The sequence below is a fragment of the Citrobacter sp. MGH100 genome (assembly GCF_001034465.1).
Classification (GTDB): domain Bacteria; phylum Pseudomonadota; class Gammaproteobacteria; order Enterobacterales; family Enterobacteriaceae; genus Citrobacter; species Citrobacter youngae.
On record NZ_KQ089801.1, the window covers coordinates 1,281,435 to 1,299,095 of the forward strand.

The 17,661-nt window shown below is 50.5% G+C and carries 16 protein-coding genes and 1 rRNA gene; 15 read left to right on the forward strand and 2 right to left on the reverse strand.

Annotation, left to right across the window (positions count from 1 at the left end; genetic code table 11):
* The first annotated feature begins 8 nt into the window (after positions 1-8).
* The 8 genes from accC to SK32_RS25095 all read left to right on the forward strand — a co-directional run bounded on the left by accC (position 9) and on the right by SK32_RS25095 (position 6,909).
* The gene (gene accC / locus SK32_RS17725) at positions 9-1,358 is read left to right on the forward strand and encodes an acetyl-CoA carboxylase biotin carboxylase subunit (protein ID WP_003025213.1); all 1,350 of its coding nucleotides are present in this window, start codon (positions 9-11) and stop codon (positions 1,356-1,358) included.
* Between the two features lie 107 nt (positions 1,359-1,465).
* Entirely contained in the window at positions 1,466-1,708 is a 243-nt protein-coding gene (locus SK32_RS17730) for a YhdT family protein (protein ID WP_048213462.1), read from the forward strand.
* On the forward strand, positions 1,698-3,149 hold the full coding sequence (gene panF / locus SK32_RS17735) for a sodium/pantothenate symporter (protein WP_048213463.1): 1,452 nt from the start codon (positions 1,698-1,700) through the stop codon (positions 3,147-3,149). Before SK32_RS17730 ends, panF begins: the two co-directional genes overlap by 11 nt.
* A gap of 11 nt (positions 3,150-3,160) precedes the next feature.
* The gene (gene prmA, locus SK32_RS17740; protein ID WP_003025221.1) at positions 3,161-4,042 is read left to right on the forward strand and encodes a 50S ribosomal protein L11 methyltransferase; all 882 of its coding nucleotides are present in this window, start codon (positions 3,161-3,163) and stop codon (positions 4,040-4,042) included.
* 360 nt (positions 4,043-4,402) lie between these two features.
* On the forward strand, positions 4,403-5,368 hold the full coding sequence (gene dusB, locus SK32_RS17745; protein ID WP_003025224.1) for a tRNA dihydrouridine synthase DusB: 966 nt from the start codon (positions 4,403-4,405) through the stop codon (positions 5,366-5,368).
* A 25-nt stretch (positions 5,369-5,393) separates the two neighbouring features.
* Positions 5,394-5,690 (forward strand): DNA-binding transcriptional regulator Fis, encoded by a 297-nt coding sequence (fis, locus tag SK32_RS17750; protein ID WP_000462905.1) that lies wholly within the window; start codon positions 5,394-5,396, stop codon positions 5,688-5,690.
* An 87-nt stretch (positions 5,691-5,777) separates the two neighbouring features.
* Positions 5,778-6,662: an adenine-specific DNA-methyltransferase gene (gene yhdJ, locus SK32_RS17755; protein ID WP_048213509.1), complete on the forward strand. Its 885-nt coding sequence runs from the start codon at positions 5,778-5,780 to the stop codon at positions 6,660-6,662.
* Positions 6,663-6,744: 82 nt separating this feature from the next.
* The gene (locus SK32_RS25095) at positions 6,745-6,909 is read left to right on the forward strand and encodes a DUF2556 family protein (protein WP_048213464.1); all 165 of its coding nucleotides are present in this window, start codon (positions 6,745-6,747) and stop codon (positions 6,907-6,909) included.
* 53 nt (positions 6,910-6,962) lie between these two features.
* Here the strand turns inward: SK32_RS25095 and envR are convergent, their stop codons facing one another.
* Positions 6,963-7,619 (reverse strand): acrEF/envCD operon transcriptional regulator, encoded by a 657-nt coding sequence (gene envR / locus SK32_RS17765; RefSeq protein WP_048213465.1) that lies wholly within the window; start codon positions 7,617-7,619, stop codon positions 6,963-6,965.
* Between the two features lie 412 nt (positions 7,620-8,031).
* Between envR and SK32_RS17770 the strand changes: the two genes are divergently transcribed.
* The 7 genes from SK32_RS17770 to SK32_RS17800 all read left to right on the forward strand — a co-directional run bounded on the left by SK32_RS17770 (position 8,032) and on the right by SK32_RS17800 (position 17,424).
* Positions 8,032-9,192 carry an efflux RND transporter periplasmic adaptor subunit gene (locus SK32_RS17770; RefSeq protein ID WP_048213466.1) on the forward strand — a complete coding sequence of 387 codons (1,161 nt, stop codon included), beginning with the start codon at positions 8,032-8,034 and terminating at the stop codon, positions 9,190-9,192.
* Between the two features lie 11 nt (positions 9,193-9,203).
* Entirely contained in the window at positions 9,204-12,317 is a 3,114-nt protein-coding gene (locus SK32_RS17775; protein ID WP_048213467.1) for an efflux RND transporter permease subunit, read from the forward strand.
* A gap of 269 nt (positions 12,318-12,586) precedes the next feature.
* A complete protein-coding gene (locus tag SK32_RS17780; protein ID WP_048213468.1) occupies positions 12,587-12,808 on the forward strand; it encodes a putative periplasmic lipoprotein in 222 nt (73 codons plus the stop codon).
* A gap of 460 nt (positions 12,809-13,268) precedes the next feature.
* Positions 13,269-14,294, forward strand: coding sequence for an amino acid ABC transporter substrate-binding protein (locus SK32_RS17785; RefSeq protein WP_048213469.1), 1,026 nt, complete (start codon positions 13,269-13,271; stop codon positions 14,292-14,294).
* Positions 14,295-14,363: 69 nt separating this feature from the next.
* Complete coding sequence (locus tag SK32_RS17790; RefSeq protein WP_048213470.1) at positions 14,364-15,545, forward strand: amino acid ABC transporter permease; 1,182 nt, start codon at positions 14,364-14,366, stop codon at positions 15,543-15,545.
* 9 nt (positions 15,546-15,554) lie between these two features.
* A complete protein-coding gene (locus tag SK32_RS17795; protein ID WP_048213471.1) occupies positions 15,555-16,658 on the forward strand; it encodes an amino acid ABC transporter permease in 1,104 nt (367 codons plus the stop codon).
* Positions 16,659-16,665: 7 nt separating this feature from the next.
* Complete coding sequence (locus tag SK32_RS17800; RefSeq protein ID WP_048213472.1) at positions 16,666-17,424, forward strand: amino acid ABC transporter ATP-binding protein; 759 nt, start codon at positions 16,666-16,668, stop codon at positions 17,422-17,424.
* A 149-nt stretch (positions 17,425-17,573) separates the two neighbouring features.
* On the opposite strand, the gene rrf is transcribed toward SK32_RS17800, so the two are convergent.
* Positions 17,574-17,661 (reverse strand): 5S ribosomal RNA (rrf, locus tag SK32_RS17805); the annotation flags it as partial.

Sequence of the window (17,661 nt, forward strand, 5' to 3'; positions counted from 1 at the left end):
AGGCGAACATGTTGGATAAAATTGTCATCGCTAACCGCGGCGAGATTGCCTTGCGTATTCTTCGTGCCTGTAAAGAACTGGGCATCAAGACTGTCGCCGTGCATTCAAGCGCGGATCGCGATTTAAAACACGTATTGCTGGCGGATGAGACGGTCTGTATTGGCCCGGCTGCGTCCGTAAAAAGCTATCTGAACATCCCGGCAATCATTAGCGCCGCTGAAATCACCGGCGCAGTGGCAATCCACCCGGGTTATGGCTTCCTCTCTGAGAACGCCAACTTCGCTGAACAGGTAGAACGTTCTGGTTTTATCTTCATCGGCCCGAAAGCCGACACTATCCGCCTGATGGGCGACAAAGTGTCCGCGATCACCGCGATGAAGAAAGCTGGCGTACCGACCGTTCCAGGCTCTGACGGCCCGCTGGGCGATGACATGGACGCTAACCGCGCGCATGCTAAACGTATCGGCTACCCGGTTATCATCAAAGCCTCCGGCGGCGGCGGCGGTCGCGGTATGCGCGTCGTGCGCAGCGATGCCGAACTGGCACAATCCATCTCCATGACCAAAGCGGAAGCGAAAGCGGCTTTCAACAACGACATGGTTTACATGGAGAAGTACCTGGAAAACCCACGCCACATCGAAATTCAGGTGCTGGCTGACGGTCAGGGTAACGCGATTTATCTGGCTGAACGTGACTGCTCCATGCAGCGTCGTCACCAGAAAGTCGTCGAAGAAGCACCTGCGCCGGGTATTACCCCGGAACTGCGTCGCTACATCGGCGAGCGTTGCGCCAAAGCGTGCGTTGATATCGGCTATCGCGGGGCAGGTACTTTCGAGTTCCTGTTCGAAAACGGCGAGTTCTACTTCATTGAGATGAACACCCGTATTCAGGTTGAACACCCGGTAACCGAAATGATCACCGGCGTTGACCTGATCAAAGAGCAGCTGCGTATCGCGGCAGGACAACCGCTGTCCATCAAGCAGGATGAAGTTGTGGTTAAAGGCCATGCGGTAGAATGCCGTATCAACGCCGAAGACCCGAACACCTTCCTGCCAAGCCCGGGTAAAATCACGCGTTTCCACGCGCCGGGTGGCTTTGGTGTGCGCTGGGAGTCTCATATTTACGCAGGCTACACTGTACCTCCGTACTATGACTCAATGATCGGTAAGCTGATTTGCTACGGCGAAAACCGCGACGTAGCGATCGCCCGTATGAAAAACGCATTGCAGGAACTGATCATCGACGGTATCAAAACCAACGTTGATCTGCAGATCCGCATCATGAATGACGAGCACTTCCAGCATGGTGGAACCAATATCCACTATCTGGAGAAAAAACTCGGACTTCAGGAAAAGTAAGCATGCGTTAACCGAAAAGGCCGGAAATTCCGGCCTTTTGTTTTTCTCCCCTCCCGAACGCGCCATAAGGTACAATCCCCGCTTTCTTTATCCACAAGGGACAAAAAATGGACGCTCGTTTTGTTCAGGCCCATAAAGAGGCGCGCTGGGCGCTGTGGCTGACCCTTTTATATCTTGCCACATGGTTAGTAACCGCTTACTTACCAGATTCCACGCTCGGTTTTACCGGCTTACCGCACTGGTTCGAAATGGCCTGCCTGCTAACGCCGCTGGTTTTCATCGTACTGTGCTGGGCGATGGTGAAGTTTATCTATCGCGACATTCCGTTGGAGGATGACGATGCAGCTTGAAGTTATTTTGCCGCTGGTCGCCTATCTGTTGGTGGTCTTCGGTCTCTCTGTTTACGCTATGCGTAAGAGATCGACCGGTACTTTCCTGAACGAATATTTCCTCGGCAGCCGCTCGATGGGCGGGGTCGTGTTAGCCATGACGCTAACGGCAACCTACATTAGCGCCAGTTCGTTTATTGGCGGCCCTGGCGCGGCTTATAAATACGGATTGGGATGGGTATTACTGGCGATGATCCAGTTGCCTGCCGTCTGGCTCTCTTTGGGGATCCTCGGGAAGAAATTCGCCATTCTGGCGCGCCGTTATAATGCCGTTACCCTTAACGACATGCTGTTTGCCCGCTACCAGAGCCGTCTACTGGTGTGGCTGGCAAGTCTTAGCCTGCTGGTCGCGTTTGTCGGAGCAATGACCGTACAGTTTATTGGCGGCGCACGTTTGCTGGAAACGGCTGCGGGTATTCCTTACGAAACCGGTCTGCTGATCTTTGGCGTCAGTATCGCTTTATATACGGCATTCGGCGGATTTCGCGCCAGCGTACTGAACGACACCATGCAAGGCATGGTAATGCTGATTGGGACTATCGTTCTGCTGGTCGGCGTCGTTCATGCCGCCGGCGGCCTTAGCAATGCGGTAGTAACCCTGCAAACCATCGATCCGAAACTGGTCTCACCGCAGGGCGCGGATGACATTCTGTCACCCACGTTTATGACCTCATTCTGGGTACTGGTGTGTTTCGGCGTGATTGGACTGCCGCATACGGCGGTACGCTGTATCTCCTATAAAGACAGTAAAGCGGTACACCGTGGGATTATCATCGGCACCATCGTGGTGGCGATCCTGATGTTTGGCATGCATCTGGCGGGTGCGTTGGGACGTGCGGTGATCCCTGACCTGACGGTACCGGATCTGGTGATCCCGACCCTGATGGTCAAAGTGTTGCCACCGGTAGCTGCCGGGATCTTCCTCGCGGCACCCATGGCCGCGATCATGTCAACGATCAATGCCCAATTGCTGCAAAGTTCCGCTACGATCATTAAGGATCTGTACCTGAATCTTCGTCCGGAACAGTTGAAAAACGAAACCCGGCTGAAGCGCATGTCCGCTGTGATCACCCTACTGCTGGGCGCGTTACTGCTGCTGGCCGCCTGGAAACCGCCAGAGATGATTATCTGGCTCAACCTGCTGGCGTTTGGCGGGTTGGAAGCGGTCTTCCTGTGGCCGCTGGTGCTGGGCCTGTACTGGGAGCGAGCAAACGCGACTGGCGCATTGAGCGCGATGATTGTCGGCGGCGTGTTGTATGCCGTACTTGCTACCTTTAATGTTCAGTACCTGGGCTTCCATCCGATTGTGCCTTCGTTGCTGATAAGTTTGCTGGCTTTCCTGGTCGGAAACCGTTTCGGTTCTACCGTCCCGCAAGCTGCCATATTGACTACTGATAAATAAAGAGTTTTGCCATGCCATGGATCCAACTGAAACTGAACACAACGGGTGCTAACGCAGAAGAGTTAAGCGATGCACTGATGGAAGCGGGCTCCGTTTCCATCACTTTCCAGGATACGCATGATACGCCGGTGTTCGAGCCTCTGCCGGGCGAGACTCGCCTGTGGGGCGATACCGATGTTATCGGCTTGTTCGACGCAGAAACCGACATGAAAGAAGTCGTTGCCATTCTGGAGCAGCATCCGCTGCTGGGTGAAGGCTTCGCGCATAAAATCGAACAGCTTGAAGATAAAGACTGGGAACGCGAATGGATGGATAACTTCCATCCGATGCGCTTTGGCGAACGCCTGTGGATTTGCCCGAGCTGGCGCGATGTCCCGGATGAGAACGCCGTCAACGTGATGCTGGACCCGGGTCTGGCGTTTGGTACCGGCACTCACCCCACCACCTCTCTGTGCCTGCAATGGCTGGACGGTCTCGATCTTAACGGCAAAACGGTTATCGACTTTGGCTGCGGCTCCGGCATTCTGGCCATTGCGGCATTGAAACTGGGCGCAGCGAAAGCCATCGGCGTGGATATCGATCCACAAGCGATTCAGGCCAGCCGTGATAACGCCCAGCGTAATGGCGTTTCTGAGCGTCTGGAGCTTTATCTGCCGAAAGACCAGCCAGAAGCCATGAAAGCCGACGTGGTGGTCGCCAACATCCTCGCGGGTCCATTACGTGAACTGGCGCCGTTAATCAGCGTACTGCCCGTTGAGGGCGGTCTACTGGGGCTTTCTGGCATTCTTGCCAGCCAGGCGGAAAGCGTCTGTGAGGCCTATGCCGATCTCTTTACACTCGATCCGGTCATCGAAAAAGAAGAGTGGTGCCGTATTACCGGTCAGAAAAAATAATCGTCACGCGTTACTATCGCTAACCCCAAAATCGCTTTCGTTTTCGCAAAATGATTTGCGGAAATGAGAGCGAGATCGCATTACAAAGTCACTATTTGTACACAAAAACAGCTTTTTATCCTGATGTCCTGAGCCTGAGCGCAATAAAAAAAGAGAAGTTTTCGGAATTTATAAACGGATGATAAATTAGCGCAACTACGTATCCAAATGATTATTAAAGCTTTTAATTTGAAACTGTGTACTTAGTCAGCAATTCATTGATCCACCTCAGTGGATTGGTCAAAGTTTGGCCTTTCATCTCATGCAAAAAATGCGTAATATACGCCGCCTTGCAGTCACAGTATGGTCATTTCTTAACTCATGCGCATCGGACAATACCAGCTCAGAAATCGCCTGATCGCAGCACCTATGGCTGGCATCACTGACAGACCATTCAGGACGCTGTGCTATGAGATGGGAGCAGGATTGACGGTATCCGAGATGATGTCTTCTAACCCGCAGGTTTGGGAAAGCGACAAATCTCGTTTACGTATGGTGCACGTTGATGAGCCAGGAATTCGCACGGTGCAAATTGCCGGTAGCGATCCTGTTGAGATGGCTGATGCCGCACGTATTAACGTGGAAAGCGGCGCCCAGATTATTGATATCAATATGGGGTGTCCGGCTAAAAAAGTGAATCGCAAGCTCGCAGGTTCAGCCCTCTTGCAGTACCCGGATTTAGTGAAATCGATACTAACCGAGGTCGTCAATGCAGTGGACGTTCCTGTCACACTCAAGATTCGCACCGGCTGGGCTCCGGAACACCGTAACTGCGTAGAGATTGCCCAACTGGCTGAAGACTGTGGCATTCAGGCTCTGACCATTCATGGACGCACCCGCGCCTGTTTGTTCAATGGAGATGCTGAGTACGACAGTATTCGGGCAGTTAAGCAGAAAGTTTCCATTCCGATTATCGCGAATGGCGACATTACTGACCCGCATAAAGCCAGAGCTGTACTCGACTATACGGGGGCGGATGCCCTGATGATAGGACGTGCAGCTCAGGGAAGACCCTGGATCTTTCGGGAAATCCAGCATTATCTGGACACTGGGGAGCTGCTGCCCCCGCTGCCTCTGGCAGAGGTGAAGCGCTTGCTTTGTGCGCATGTTCGGGAATTGCACGACTTTTATGGTCAGGCAAAAGGGTACCGAATTGCGCGTAAACACGTATCCTGGTATCTCCAGGAACACGCTCCGGATGACCAGTTTCGGCGCACATTCAACGCCATTGAAGACTCCAGCGAACAGCTGGCGGCGTTGGAGGCATACTTCGAAAATTTTGCGTAAACAGAAATAAAGAGCTGACAGAACTATGTTCGAACAACGCGTAAATTCTGACGTACTGACCGTTTCTACCGTTAACTCTCAGGATCAGGTAACTCAAAAACCCCTGCGTGACTCGGTTAAACAGGCACTGAAGAACTATTTTGCTCAATTGAATGGTCAGGATGTTAACGATCTCTATGAGCTGGTACTGGCTGAAGTAGAACAGCCCCTGTTGGACATGGTGATGCAATACACCCGCGGTAACCAGACCCGTGCTGCCCTGATGATGGGCATCAACCGTGGTACGCTGCGTAAAAAACTGAAAAAATACGGCATGAACTGATACTAATCAGCGAAATGTTTGTTTTAAAAGGCGCTACTCGGCATGGGGAAGCGCCTTTTTTATTCGCGTCACACGGAGGCTTTGGTGATGAAAGCGAGATGTGAACCTGTCTACTTTGGTGATGAATCAAAAAAGATAATCCAGGGTGATGCGCTGACTGAACTGAAAAAGCTGCCGTCTGAAAGCATCGATCTGATCTTTGCCGACCCACCTTATAACATCGGGAAAGACTTTGACGGGTTGGTAGAATCCTGGGACGAAGAGAGCTTTCTGGCCTCGCTGTTCGAGTGCATTGATGAATGCCATCGAATATTAAAGCCACAAGGCACCATGTACATCATGAACAGTACGGAGAACATGCCGTACATCGACCTCAAATGTCGACAGCTTTTTACCATCAAGAGCCGTATTGTGTGGGCCTATGATAGCTCAGGGGTACAGGCCAAAAAGTACTTTGGCTCCATGTATGAACCGATCCTGATGATGGTCAAAGACCCAAAAAGTTATACATTTAACCGTGATGATATTTTGGTTGAAGCGAAAACCGGGGCGAAACGCGCGCTAATAGACTACAGAAAAAACCCACCTCAGCCCTACAATCATAAAAAAGTACCCGGTAATGTCTGGGAGTTTCCACGCGTTCGCTACCTGATGGATGAATACGAAAACCACCCCACGCAGAAACCCAAAGCCCTGCTGGAGCGCATCATTCTGGCTTCCTCCAACCCAGATGACAAAGTGCTGGATCCGTTTGCCGGTAGCTTCACAACCGGTGCCACTGCCGTGGAATTAGGTCGCAAGTTTGTCGGGATTGAAATCAATGCCGAATACGTAAAAATGGGGCTCAGAAGATTGAGTATTGGTTCTCATTTTTCAGAGAATGAGCTTGCAAAGGTGAAAAAGCGCAAGACGAAAAACCTGTCTAAAAAGAGTCGATTACCGGAAAAGAGCGGTGGAATTTCAGCAAAGTAAAAGCATTGTAAGTCTGCTTTTCAGCTTTTAGATTTCGTGTATATTCCCTGCACGCTTGGGCATGAATACACAGGATTTGGTAATGATTCGCAAGTATTGGTGGCTGGTTGTTTTTGCTGTCTTTGTTTTTCTTTTTGATGCGCTGCTCATTCAGTGGATAGAGTTGATGACAACAGAGCACGATAAGTGCCGGAATATGAACTCAGTAAATCCCCTCAAGCTGGTCAACTGTATCGACCTCGAATAGTACGTCCGGTGACTTACCGTTCTGCAACTGCCGTCAGTCCATGGCGGCAGAAACTAGCCAGCCTGATCCTCACCCTGAATCAATTGCAGCATGCAGCCATCAGGGCTTAACATTTTTAATACATTATCAACTAATACTGGCGCTTGTTTATAAAGATCATAACTCATTGGATTAATGAGCCAGTTTTTAACAATGCCACTAAAACTCCCATGAAGAATAATTATTATAACGTCTAAATCAAGGCTGGTTGCGATAAGCCCGTCGTCCATACATTTCTGCAAGGCAATGCGCATACCCAGATGGTTGATACCAATTTTTTCACGAATAGTCTGTTCCGATATCATATCATTATGGAATTCACATTTATGATATAAAATCTGCATTAATGCCTGCTGTCGAGGATTCTCAGCAATATATTGCAAACCCACAACTAATCTTTCTTGTAGCCGCTGTAGTGGGTTATCTCCCCAACGGCCCACGAGCCGCTCCTGAATAAGATCGCGCAAGGGCGGCTGCTGTAACCAAAGCTCATTAAAAAGCTGCGTTTTATTTTCGAAATGCCAATAGAGCGCTCCCCGCGTAACGTTGGCGGCGTCCGCAATGTCGTTGAGCGTCGTATTGCTTACGCCGCGCGCGGCAAACTGCGCTATCGCTGTTTCAATCAGGTGCTGCCGCGTTTTGAGAGCATCAGCTTTCGTTCTTCTGACCATGGTTCCGACTGTCCGGAGTAGAGTGGAGAATGATTAACTTTCTTATCTAATATTTGCTAAACGAAATAAATGTATCACTTAGCGTTTATTTAGACGAGGTCTAAAAGCGTTAATTGCTGACATTGCACACGAATAAACAAAGCATATAAAAACCTTAAATACATTCACCAATCAAATACTTATTTCAATATGTATTTATGCGCATCATAGTATTGCTATTAACACCATAATAAAACAGCAGAGGATTAATCTTTTTTTGTTTTTATGTGCCGTGTGTCGCGCCCATAAATAAGTATTGCTTACATCGCAAGCTAATAATTTGTAGGATAGCCAACTATTATTTTTCTTGTGCGCGTTATCGCCTCTGCGTTACCCGGTTAATAACGAGCGTTCGGTTTTTTAAGGAATAGAAATGACGAAAAATGCCAGGTTTTCACTCCTGCCCTCATTCATCATCATCTCCGCTGCATTACTCGCCGGTTGTAACGATCAGGGAGAAACACAAGCTCATCCCGCAGAGCCGCAGGTGACTGTCCATGTCGTCGAAAAGGCGCCCTTAGCCGTGACGACCGAATTACCCGGGCGCACAACGGCATTTCGTATCGCAGAAGTCCGTCCTCAGGTTAGCGGGATTGTACTTAAACGGAATTTCACTGAGGGAAGCGATGTTGAAGCCGGTCAGTCGCTTTATCAGATCGACCCCGCGACTTACCAGGCTGACTATGACAGCGCCAAAGGCGAGCTGGCAAAGAGTGAAGCGGCGGCAGCTATCGCGCATTTAACGGTAAAACGTTATGTTCCGCTGGTAGGCACTAAGTACATCAGCCAGCAAGAGTACGATCAGGCCATTGCTGATGCCAGCCAGGCCGATGCATCCGTAATCGCAGCAAAAGCCGCGGTCGAAAGCGCACGTATTAACCTGGCCTACACCAAAGTGACATCGCCCATTAGCGGACGGATCGGTAAATCTAACGTCACCGAAGGCGCATTAGTCACGAATGGCCAGGCGACTGAGCTTGCTACCGTTCAACAGCTTGATCCTATTTATGTCGACGTAACGCAGTCCAGCAATGACTTTATGCGCCTCAAACAGTCAGTTGAGCAAGGGAGCCTGCATAAAGACAGCGCCAGCAGTACCGTCGAACTGGTAATGGAAAATGGTCAGTCGTACCCACTGAAAGGCTCTTTGCAATTTTCTGACGTGACGGTTGATGAAAGTACCGGATCCATCACCCTCAGGGCCGTCTTCCCTAACCCGCAGCACACGCTGCTGCCGGGCATGTTCGTGCGTGCGCGCATTGATGAAGGTGTTCAGCCAAATGCCATTCTCGTTCCGCAGCAGGGGGTAACACGTACGCCTCGCGGCGATGCCACCGTGATGGTCGTTAACGATAAAAGTCAGGTTGAGTCTCGCGCCGTTGTTGCCGCACAAGCCATTGGCGACAAGTGGCTCATCAGCGAAGGTCTGCAACCGGGTGACAAAGTTATCGTGAGCGGCTTACAGAAAGCACGCCCTGGCGTCCAGGTTAAAGCAACTGCCGACACCGAAATCTCTGCCACGAAAGCCCAATAAGGTAACCGGACATGGCTAACTTTTTTATCAGGCGTCCTATCTTTGCCTGGGTACTGGCCATCATTCTGATGATGGCGGGTGCTCTGGCAATCATGCAGCTCCCCGTGGCGCAGTACCCAACCATTGCACCTCCTGCGGTCGCTATTACCGCAACCTATCCAGGTGCGGATGCGCAGACGGTACAAGATACTGTTACGCAGGTTATCGAACAGAATATGAACGGTATCGATAACCTGATGTATATGTCCTCCACCAGCGATTCCGCTGGAAGTGTGACCATCACGCTGACCTTCCAGTCCGGTACCGACCCCGATATCGCCCAGGTTCAGGTGCAAAATAAACTGCAGCTCGCCACACCTTTACTGCCGCAGGAAGTCCAGCAGCAGGGGATCGGCGTTGAGAAATCCAGCAGCAGCTTTTTAATGGTCGCGGGGTTTGTTTCTGATAACCCGCAAACCACACAGGATGATATTTCCGACTACGTTGCCTCTAACGTTAAAGACTCAATCAGTCGTCTTAATGGCGTGGGTGACGTACAGCTGTTTGGTGCACAGTATGCTATGCGCATCTGGCTGGATGCGAACTTGCTGAACAAGTACCAGCTTACGCCGGTTGATGTGATCAATCAGTTGAAGGTCCAGAACGATCAGATAGCCGCAGGTCAGTTAGGCGGTACGCCAGCATTACCTAACCAGCAGCTTAACGCTTCTATCATTGCGCAAACGCGACTGAAAGATCCTGAAGAGTTCGGCAAAGTCACTTTACGCGTAAACAGCGATGGTTCAGTTGTTCACCTGAAGGACGTTGCGCGGATCGAGTTGGGTGGTGAGAACTACAACGTGGTGGCGCATATTAACGGTAAGCCTGCGTCCGGCCTCGGTATTAAGCTGGCAACCGGGGCAAACGCGCTGGATACCGCTAACGCTATCAAAGCCAAACTGGCTGAGTTGCAACCGTTCTTCCCGCAGGGAATGAAGGTGGTCTATCCGTACGACACCACGCCGTTTGTGACCATCTCCATCCACGAAGTGGTAAAAACGCTGTTTGAGGCGATCGTGCTGGTGTTCCTGGTCATGTATTTGTTCCTGCAGAACATCCGGGCAACGCTCATTCCAACCATCGCTGTCCCCGTCGTATTGTTAGGCACATTTGCCGTACTTGCCGCGTTTGGCTACTCAATAAACACCCTGACGATGTTCGGGATGGTGCTCGCCATCGGTCTATTGGTCGATGATGCGATAGTGGTAGTGGAAAACGTCGAACGTGTGATGATGGAAGATAATCTGCCGCCTAAAGAGGCGACGGAAAAATCCATGTCACAAATTCAGGGAGCGCTGGTCGGCATCGCCATGGTGCTGTCTGCGGTCTTTATCCCGATGGCTTTCTTTGGTGGGTCGACAGGTGCTATCTACCGGCAGTTCTCCATCACCATTGTTTCCGCCATGGCGCTTTCTGTTCTGGTCGCGCTGATCCTGACTCCCGCGCTTTGCGCAACGCTGCTGAAGCCGGTATCGGCTGAACATCACGAGAAAAAAAGCGGTTTCTTTGGCTGGTTTAATGCCAAATTCGATCACAGCGTCAACCACTACACCAATAGTGTCAGCGGTATTGTGCGTAAAACCGGGCGTTACCTGGTTGTCTACCTGATCATCGTGATCGGAATGGCGGTGCTGTTTATGCGTCTGCCGACCTCCTTCCTGCCGGAAGAAGATCAGGGCGTATTTATGACTATGATTCAGCTCCCGGCGGGGGCAACACAAGAGCGCACCCAGAAAGTGCTGGATCAGGTCACCCAGTATTATCTGAACAATGAGAAAGCTAACGTCGCAAGCGTCTTCACGGTTAACGGCTTTAGCTTCAGCGGTCAGGGACAAAACTCAGGTCTGGCGTTCGTCAGCCTCAAGCCCTGGGATGAGCGTAGCGGAGAGGAAAACAGCGCCGAAGCGGTTATTGCACGCGCCACTCGCGCCTTCAGCCAGATCCGCGATGGTCTGGTCTTCCCCTTCAACATGCCGGCGATTGTTGAATTGGGTACTGCAACCGGCTTCGACTTCGAGCTGATCGATCAGGGCGGTCTGGGACATACAGCATTAACGCAAGCCCGTAACCAACTGCTGGGTATGGTGGCTAAACACCCAGATTTGTTAGTCCGCGTGCGTCCGAACGGCCTGGAAGATACCCCTCAGTTCAAACTGGATGTCGATCAGGAGAAAGCACAAGCACTGGGCGTTTCGCTGTCGGACATTAACGAGACCATCTCTGCATCGTTGGGCGGCTATTACGTCAATGACTTTATTGACCGCGGCCGAGTGAAGAAAGTGTACGTTCAGGCGGATGCTAAATACCGCATGCTGCCAACGGACATCAGTAATCTGTATATCCGCAGTGCCAATGGCGAAATGGTTCCGTTCTCTGCGTTCAGCGCATCGCATTGGGTTTACGGCTCACCGCGCCTGGAGCGTTACAACGGCATGCCATCGATGGAAATACTGGGGGAAGCCGCGCTGGGTCGAAGTACGGGTGAAGCAATGGCACTAATGGAAAGCCTCGCAGAAAAGCTGCCAAACGGTATTGGTCATGACTGGACGGGTATGTCTTATCAGGAACGACTGTCGGGTAACCAGGCACCTGCACTTTATGCCATCTCGCTAATCGTCGTCTTCCTTTGCCTGGCCGCGTTGTATGAGAGTTGGTCGATTCCCTTCTCCGTCATGCTGGTTGTACCGCTCGGTGTGGTAGGCGCACTGTTAGCTGCATCAGTGCGTGGGATGAATAACGACGTCTACTTCCAGGTGGGTCTGTTAACCACTATTGGCCTCTCGGCGAAGAACGCCATCCTGATCGTCGAATTTGCCAAAGACCTGATGGATAAAGAGGGCAAAGGATTGATAGAAGCCATTCTGGAGGCGTCGCGCATGCGTCTTCGTCCAATCCTGATGACATCCCTGGCGTTTATTCTGGGGGTTATGCCTCTGGTTATCAGCCATGGTGCAGGTAGCGGTGCGCAGAATGCTGTTGGTACCGGTGTTATGGGGGGGATGCTCACCGCAACATTGTTAGCGATCTTCTTCGTTCCCGTCTTCTTCGTTGTCGTTAAACGGCGTTTTAGCCGGCACCACGAATAATTTGTAAAATAAAGGCGTCCATAGACGCCTTTTTACATGATGATGAGTTCTTTATTTATTAATGAGATAGACATTTAATTTTGCTGAAGCATTGCAGAACAAACTTTCAGGTGCCCCATTTCATCCATTATTTTTACAATCCACATGAATTGAGATTATTCCTCATGTCAGTCTTTTTTTAAGCAGTGGTAAAATAGCAGTCGAGTTCGCAGATGGCTGAGCGTTTACCTTTGCTCAATTAGCGAAACGCTTATTTTTGAGGTAACACCATGAAAAGATTAATACCCGTTGCACTGCTTACCGCATTACTGGCTGGCTGTGCACACGATTCCCCTTGTGTGCCTGTCTATGACGATCAAGGGCGTCTGGTTCATACCAATACCTGTATGAAAGGCACCACGCAGGATAACTGGGAAACTGCAGGAGCGATAGCCGGTGGTGCAGCCGCTGTTGCCGGCTTGACGCTTGGGATAGTTGCCTTGACGAAATAAAAAATCATAAAAGCGCGGCCGTTACCGCGCTTTTAGCAATACTAATTAAATCTTAATATAAGACAAAATGTTAGTTCATGGCATCATTCATAAAATAAAATTATTATAGATTCGCTTCACATATCCATGAACTCAAATTAGCATTTTCTGTATTCTTCGTTATAACGCACATCCCTTTCATTATTCTCACGCTACGGATATTCACGCCTGAAATCGTTATCATGCGTCCTGTCTTATTTTTAAATTTTTTGCGCCGAAATGTGGCTTACGTTTCAATTTTGCACCACTTCAGGGCGCTGCATTTATTCTTTCCTGTCTACACTCTGCATATTGCGTCGAATAATCGTGCGCAAAAACCTGGCACTACCTTTGCTTAGAAGAGTATGGCCATAGCCACAGACAGGTAAAAGACGTTTTCAGAACGTTTCCATAACAATAATTCCTCCACACAGGATGCTCTATGAAAAAGATGATAATAGCCAGCCTGGCTGCGGCCGGCGTGCTGCTTGCGGTTGCAAATCAGGCACATGCCGGCGCAACTCTCGATGCCGTACAGAAAAAGGGTTTTGTGCAATGTGGTATCAGTGATGGCCTGCCTGGTTTTTCTTACGCTGATGCAAGCGGTAAGTTCTCAGGTATTGATGTCGATGTATGTCGTGGCGTTGCCGCTGCCGTATTTGGTGATGACAGCAAAGTAAAATATATCCCACTCACCGCCAAAGAACGCTTCACCGCGTTACAGTCTGGTGAGGTCGATATGCTTTCCCGTAATACCACATGGACCTCTTCTCGCGATGCCGGAATGGGAATGTCTTTCACTGGCGTAACGTATTACGACGGCATCGGTTTTCTTACCCACAATAAAGCGGGCCTGAAGAGCGCTAAAGAGCTGGATGGCGCAACGGTTTGTATTCAGGCAGGAACAGATACTGAACTGAATGTGGCCGACTACTTTAAAGCCAATAAAATGAAGTATACCCCTGTCACCTTTGACCGTTCTGATGAGTCCGCTAAAGCTCTCGAATCAGGGCGCTGCGATACACTTGCCTCCGACCAGTCTCAGTTGTACGCCCTGCGGATCAAACTGAGCAACCCAGCAGAATGGATTGTACTGCCAGAAGTTATTTCTAAAGAGCCACTGGGGCCAGTCGTGCGTCGTGGTGACGACGAGTGGTTCTCGATTGTTCGCTGGACGTTGTTCGCTATGCTGAACGCCGAAGAGATGGGGGTTAACTCGAAAAATGTTGACGAAAAAGCGGCAAATCCTGCAACACCGGATATGGCGCACCTGCTAGGTAAAGAGGGGGATTATGGCAAGGATCTGAAACTTGATAACAAATGGGCTTATAACATTATCAAGCAGGTAGGTAACTACTCGGAGATCTTTGAGCGTAACGTTGGATCGGAAAGCCCGCTGAAGATCAAGCGTGGGCAGAACAACCTCTGGAATAACGGTGGCATTCAGTATGCACCACCCGTGCGCTAATGCGCAGTGATGCAACGAGCGCCGCAACTGCGGCGCTCAGCCCAGAGTCATAGTTACCGAGGTTTTCTTATGCCCCATCGCCGCTCAAACGTAAAAGGATCGTTATCCTTTTCTAACCCTGCGGTCCGCGCCTGGTTATTTCAAATACTCGCTGTGATTGCGGTCGTTAGCATTGCGATCTATCTCATTCATAACACCATTAATAACCTGAGCAGTCGCGGTATTACCTCGGGATTTTCTTTTCTCGAACGCAGTGCCGGATTTGGTATCGTCCAGCATCTGATTGATTACGAGCAAGGCGATACATATGGCCGCGTTTTTATCGTCGGTCTGCTTAATACGCTATTAGTCTCTGCGTTGTGCATTGTTTTCGCATCATTTCTCGGCTTTTTTCTCGGGTTGGCACGGCTGTCGGATAACTGGTTACTACGAAAGCTCTCTACGATTTATATCGAAACGTTCCGCAATATCCCGCCATTGCTGCAGATCTTCTTTTGGTATTTTGCCGTATTGCGGAATTTGCCCGGACCGCGGCAGGCTGTTAGTGCCCTGGATCTGGTCTTTCTGAGCAATCGCGGGCTCTACATTCCGGCACCACAGATGGGAGAAGGCCTGATTACCTTCTGTGCCGCAATCATGCTTGCCGTCATCATCACCATTGGGTTATTTCGCTTCAACAAAATGCACCAGACCAAAACAGGCCAGTTGCGCCGAACATGGCCAACAGCCCTGATGCTAATCGTGTTTCTACCGATGATTTCACATTGGATTTTCGGTGCGGCGCTGCACTGGGATATCCCTGAACTACGCGGGTTTAACTTCCGTGGCGGTATGGTGCTTATTCCCGAACTGGCTGCCCTGACGCTGGCGCTTTCGGTGTATACCTCAGCGTTTATTGCTGAAATTATCCGGGCGGGGATTCAGGCTGTTCCTTATGGCCAACATGAAGCAGCACGCTCGCTGGGCCTGCCAAATCCGGTAACGCTGCGCCAGGTGATCATCCCACAGGCGCTGCGCGTCATCATTCCCCCATTGACCAGCCAGTATCTGAATATCGTCAAGAACTCCTCTCTCGCAGCCGCCATTGGCTATCCGGATATGGTGTCATTGTTTGCCGGTACTGTGCTCAATCAAACAGGACAGGCCATCGAAACTATCGCCATCACCATGTCGGTGTACCTGATCATCAGCCTGAGCATTTCTCTGTTGATGAATATTTATAACCGCCGCATCGCACTGATTGAGCGCTAAGGAGCCATGATGACAAAAGCACTGCTGTCTCGCCCCGCGCGCCCGAGCAGTAACCAGGCAAGTCGCATTCTATTTTGGGTACGTAAAAACCTGTTCTCTAGTTGGTCAAACAGCCTGCTCACATTGCTATGCGTGTGGCTTATTTGGTCGTTCCTTCCCCCGCTGTTGAACTGGGCATTCCTGCAGGCCAACTGGGTCGGTTCTAGCCGGGCCGATTGTACAAAAGCAGGGGCTTGCTGGGTTTTCATCCATGAACGCTTCGGGCAATTTATGTATGGACTGTATCCACACGATCAACGCTGGCGCGTCAATCTGGCTCTGATTATTGGTCTGCTTTCCTTCATCCCGATGTTCTTGAAAATCATCCCCCACCGTGGCCGCTATATCGCCGTCTGGGCCGTCATTTATCCAGTGGTGGTTTGGTGGCTGATGTACGGGGGTTTTTTCGGGCTTGAGCGCGTAGAAACTCGCCAGTGGGGTGGATTAACACTGACGCTTATCATCGCATCCGTGGGTATTGCAGGCGCGCTTCCGTGGGGCATTTTACTGGCGTTAGGCCGCCGTTCTCATATGCCGATCGTGCGTGTTTTATCGGTCATTTTCATTGAGTTCTGGCGTGGTGTGCCGCTTATAACCGTCCTGTTTATGTCCTCAGTCATGCTCCCGCTATTTATGTCGGAGGGTACAACTATCGACAAACTTATTCGGGCACTGGTTGGTGTCATTCTCTTCCAGTCAGCCTATGTTGCTGAAGTGGTACGCGGAGGATTACAGGCCTTACCAAAAGGTCAATATGAAGCGGCTGAATCACTGGCGCTTGGGTACTGGAAAACGCAGGGGTTGGTTATTCTTCCCCAGGCGCTGAAGCTGGTCATTCCCGGCCTGGTCAATACCATCATCGCGCTATTCAAGGATACCAGCCTGGTCATTATCATCGGCCTGTTTGATCTCTTTAGCAGCGTCCAGCAAGCAACTGTCGACCCGGCCTGGCTGGGAATGTCGACAGAAGGATATGTTTTCGCTGCACTGATTTACTGGGTTTTCTGTTTCAGCATGTCGCGTTATAGCCAGCATCTGGAAAAACGTTTTAACACCGGGCGTACACCGCACTGAGGAATTTATGAGCCAAATAGTAATGCCGTCCACTGACGCGATGATTACGCTGGAAAACGTCAACAAATGGTATGGGCAGTTTCATGTCCTGAAAAATATCAACCTGCAGGTAAAACAGGGAGAACGTATCGTATTGTGCGGGCCTTCTGGTTCCGGAAAATCGACGACTATTCGCTGTATTAACCATCTGGAAGAACATCAGCAAGGGCGTATTGTCGTGGATGGAATCGAGCTCAACGAAGATATCCGCAATATCGAACGTGTCAGACAGGAAGTTGGCATGGTCTTTCAGCACTTTAATCTTTTCCCTCATTTAACGGTTCTGCAAAACTGCACACTGGCTCCTATTTGGGTGCAAAAGATGCCGAAGAAAGAAGCCGAAGTGCTGGCAATGCACTACCTTGAGCGGGTCCGCATTGCTGAACATGCACATAAATATCCCGGGCAAATTTCCGGTGGTCAGCAACAGCGTGTCGCTATTGCGCGCTCGCTGTGTATGAAACCCAAAATCATGCTGTTTGACGAACCCACGTCAGCGTTAGATCCCGAAATGGTAAAGGAAGTGCTGGATACGATGATTGGCCTGGCGCAATCGGGAATGACAATGCTGTGTGTAACACATGAAATGGGGTTCGCCCGCACGGTAGCGGATCGGGTGATCTTTATGGATCTTGGAGAGATTGTCGAACAGGCGCCTCCAGATGAATTTTTTGCCCATCCTAAATCCGAACGAACCCGTGCCTTTTTATCGCAGGTTATACATTAACGCCCAATTGCCTGCACGTATCAGACCGACAGAAATATCAACCTCGTGGGCCGGGTAAAGCGTTTACGCGTATCCGGCCTCTTTTCCGTGATACGTTAAAAAAGCAAAAAGGCCCAGTCTTTCGACTGGGCCTTTCGCTTTTATTTGATGCCTGGCAGTTCCCTACTCTCGCATGGGGAGACCCCACACTACCATCGGCGCTACGGCGTTTCACTTCTGAGTTCGGCATGGGGTCAG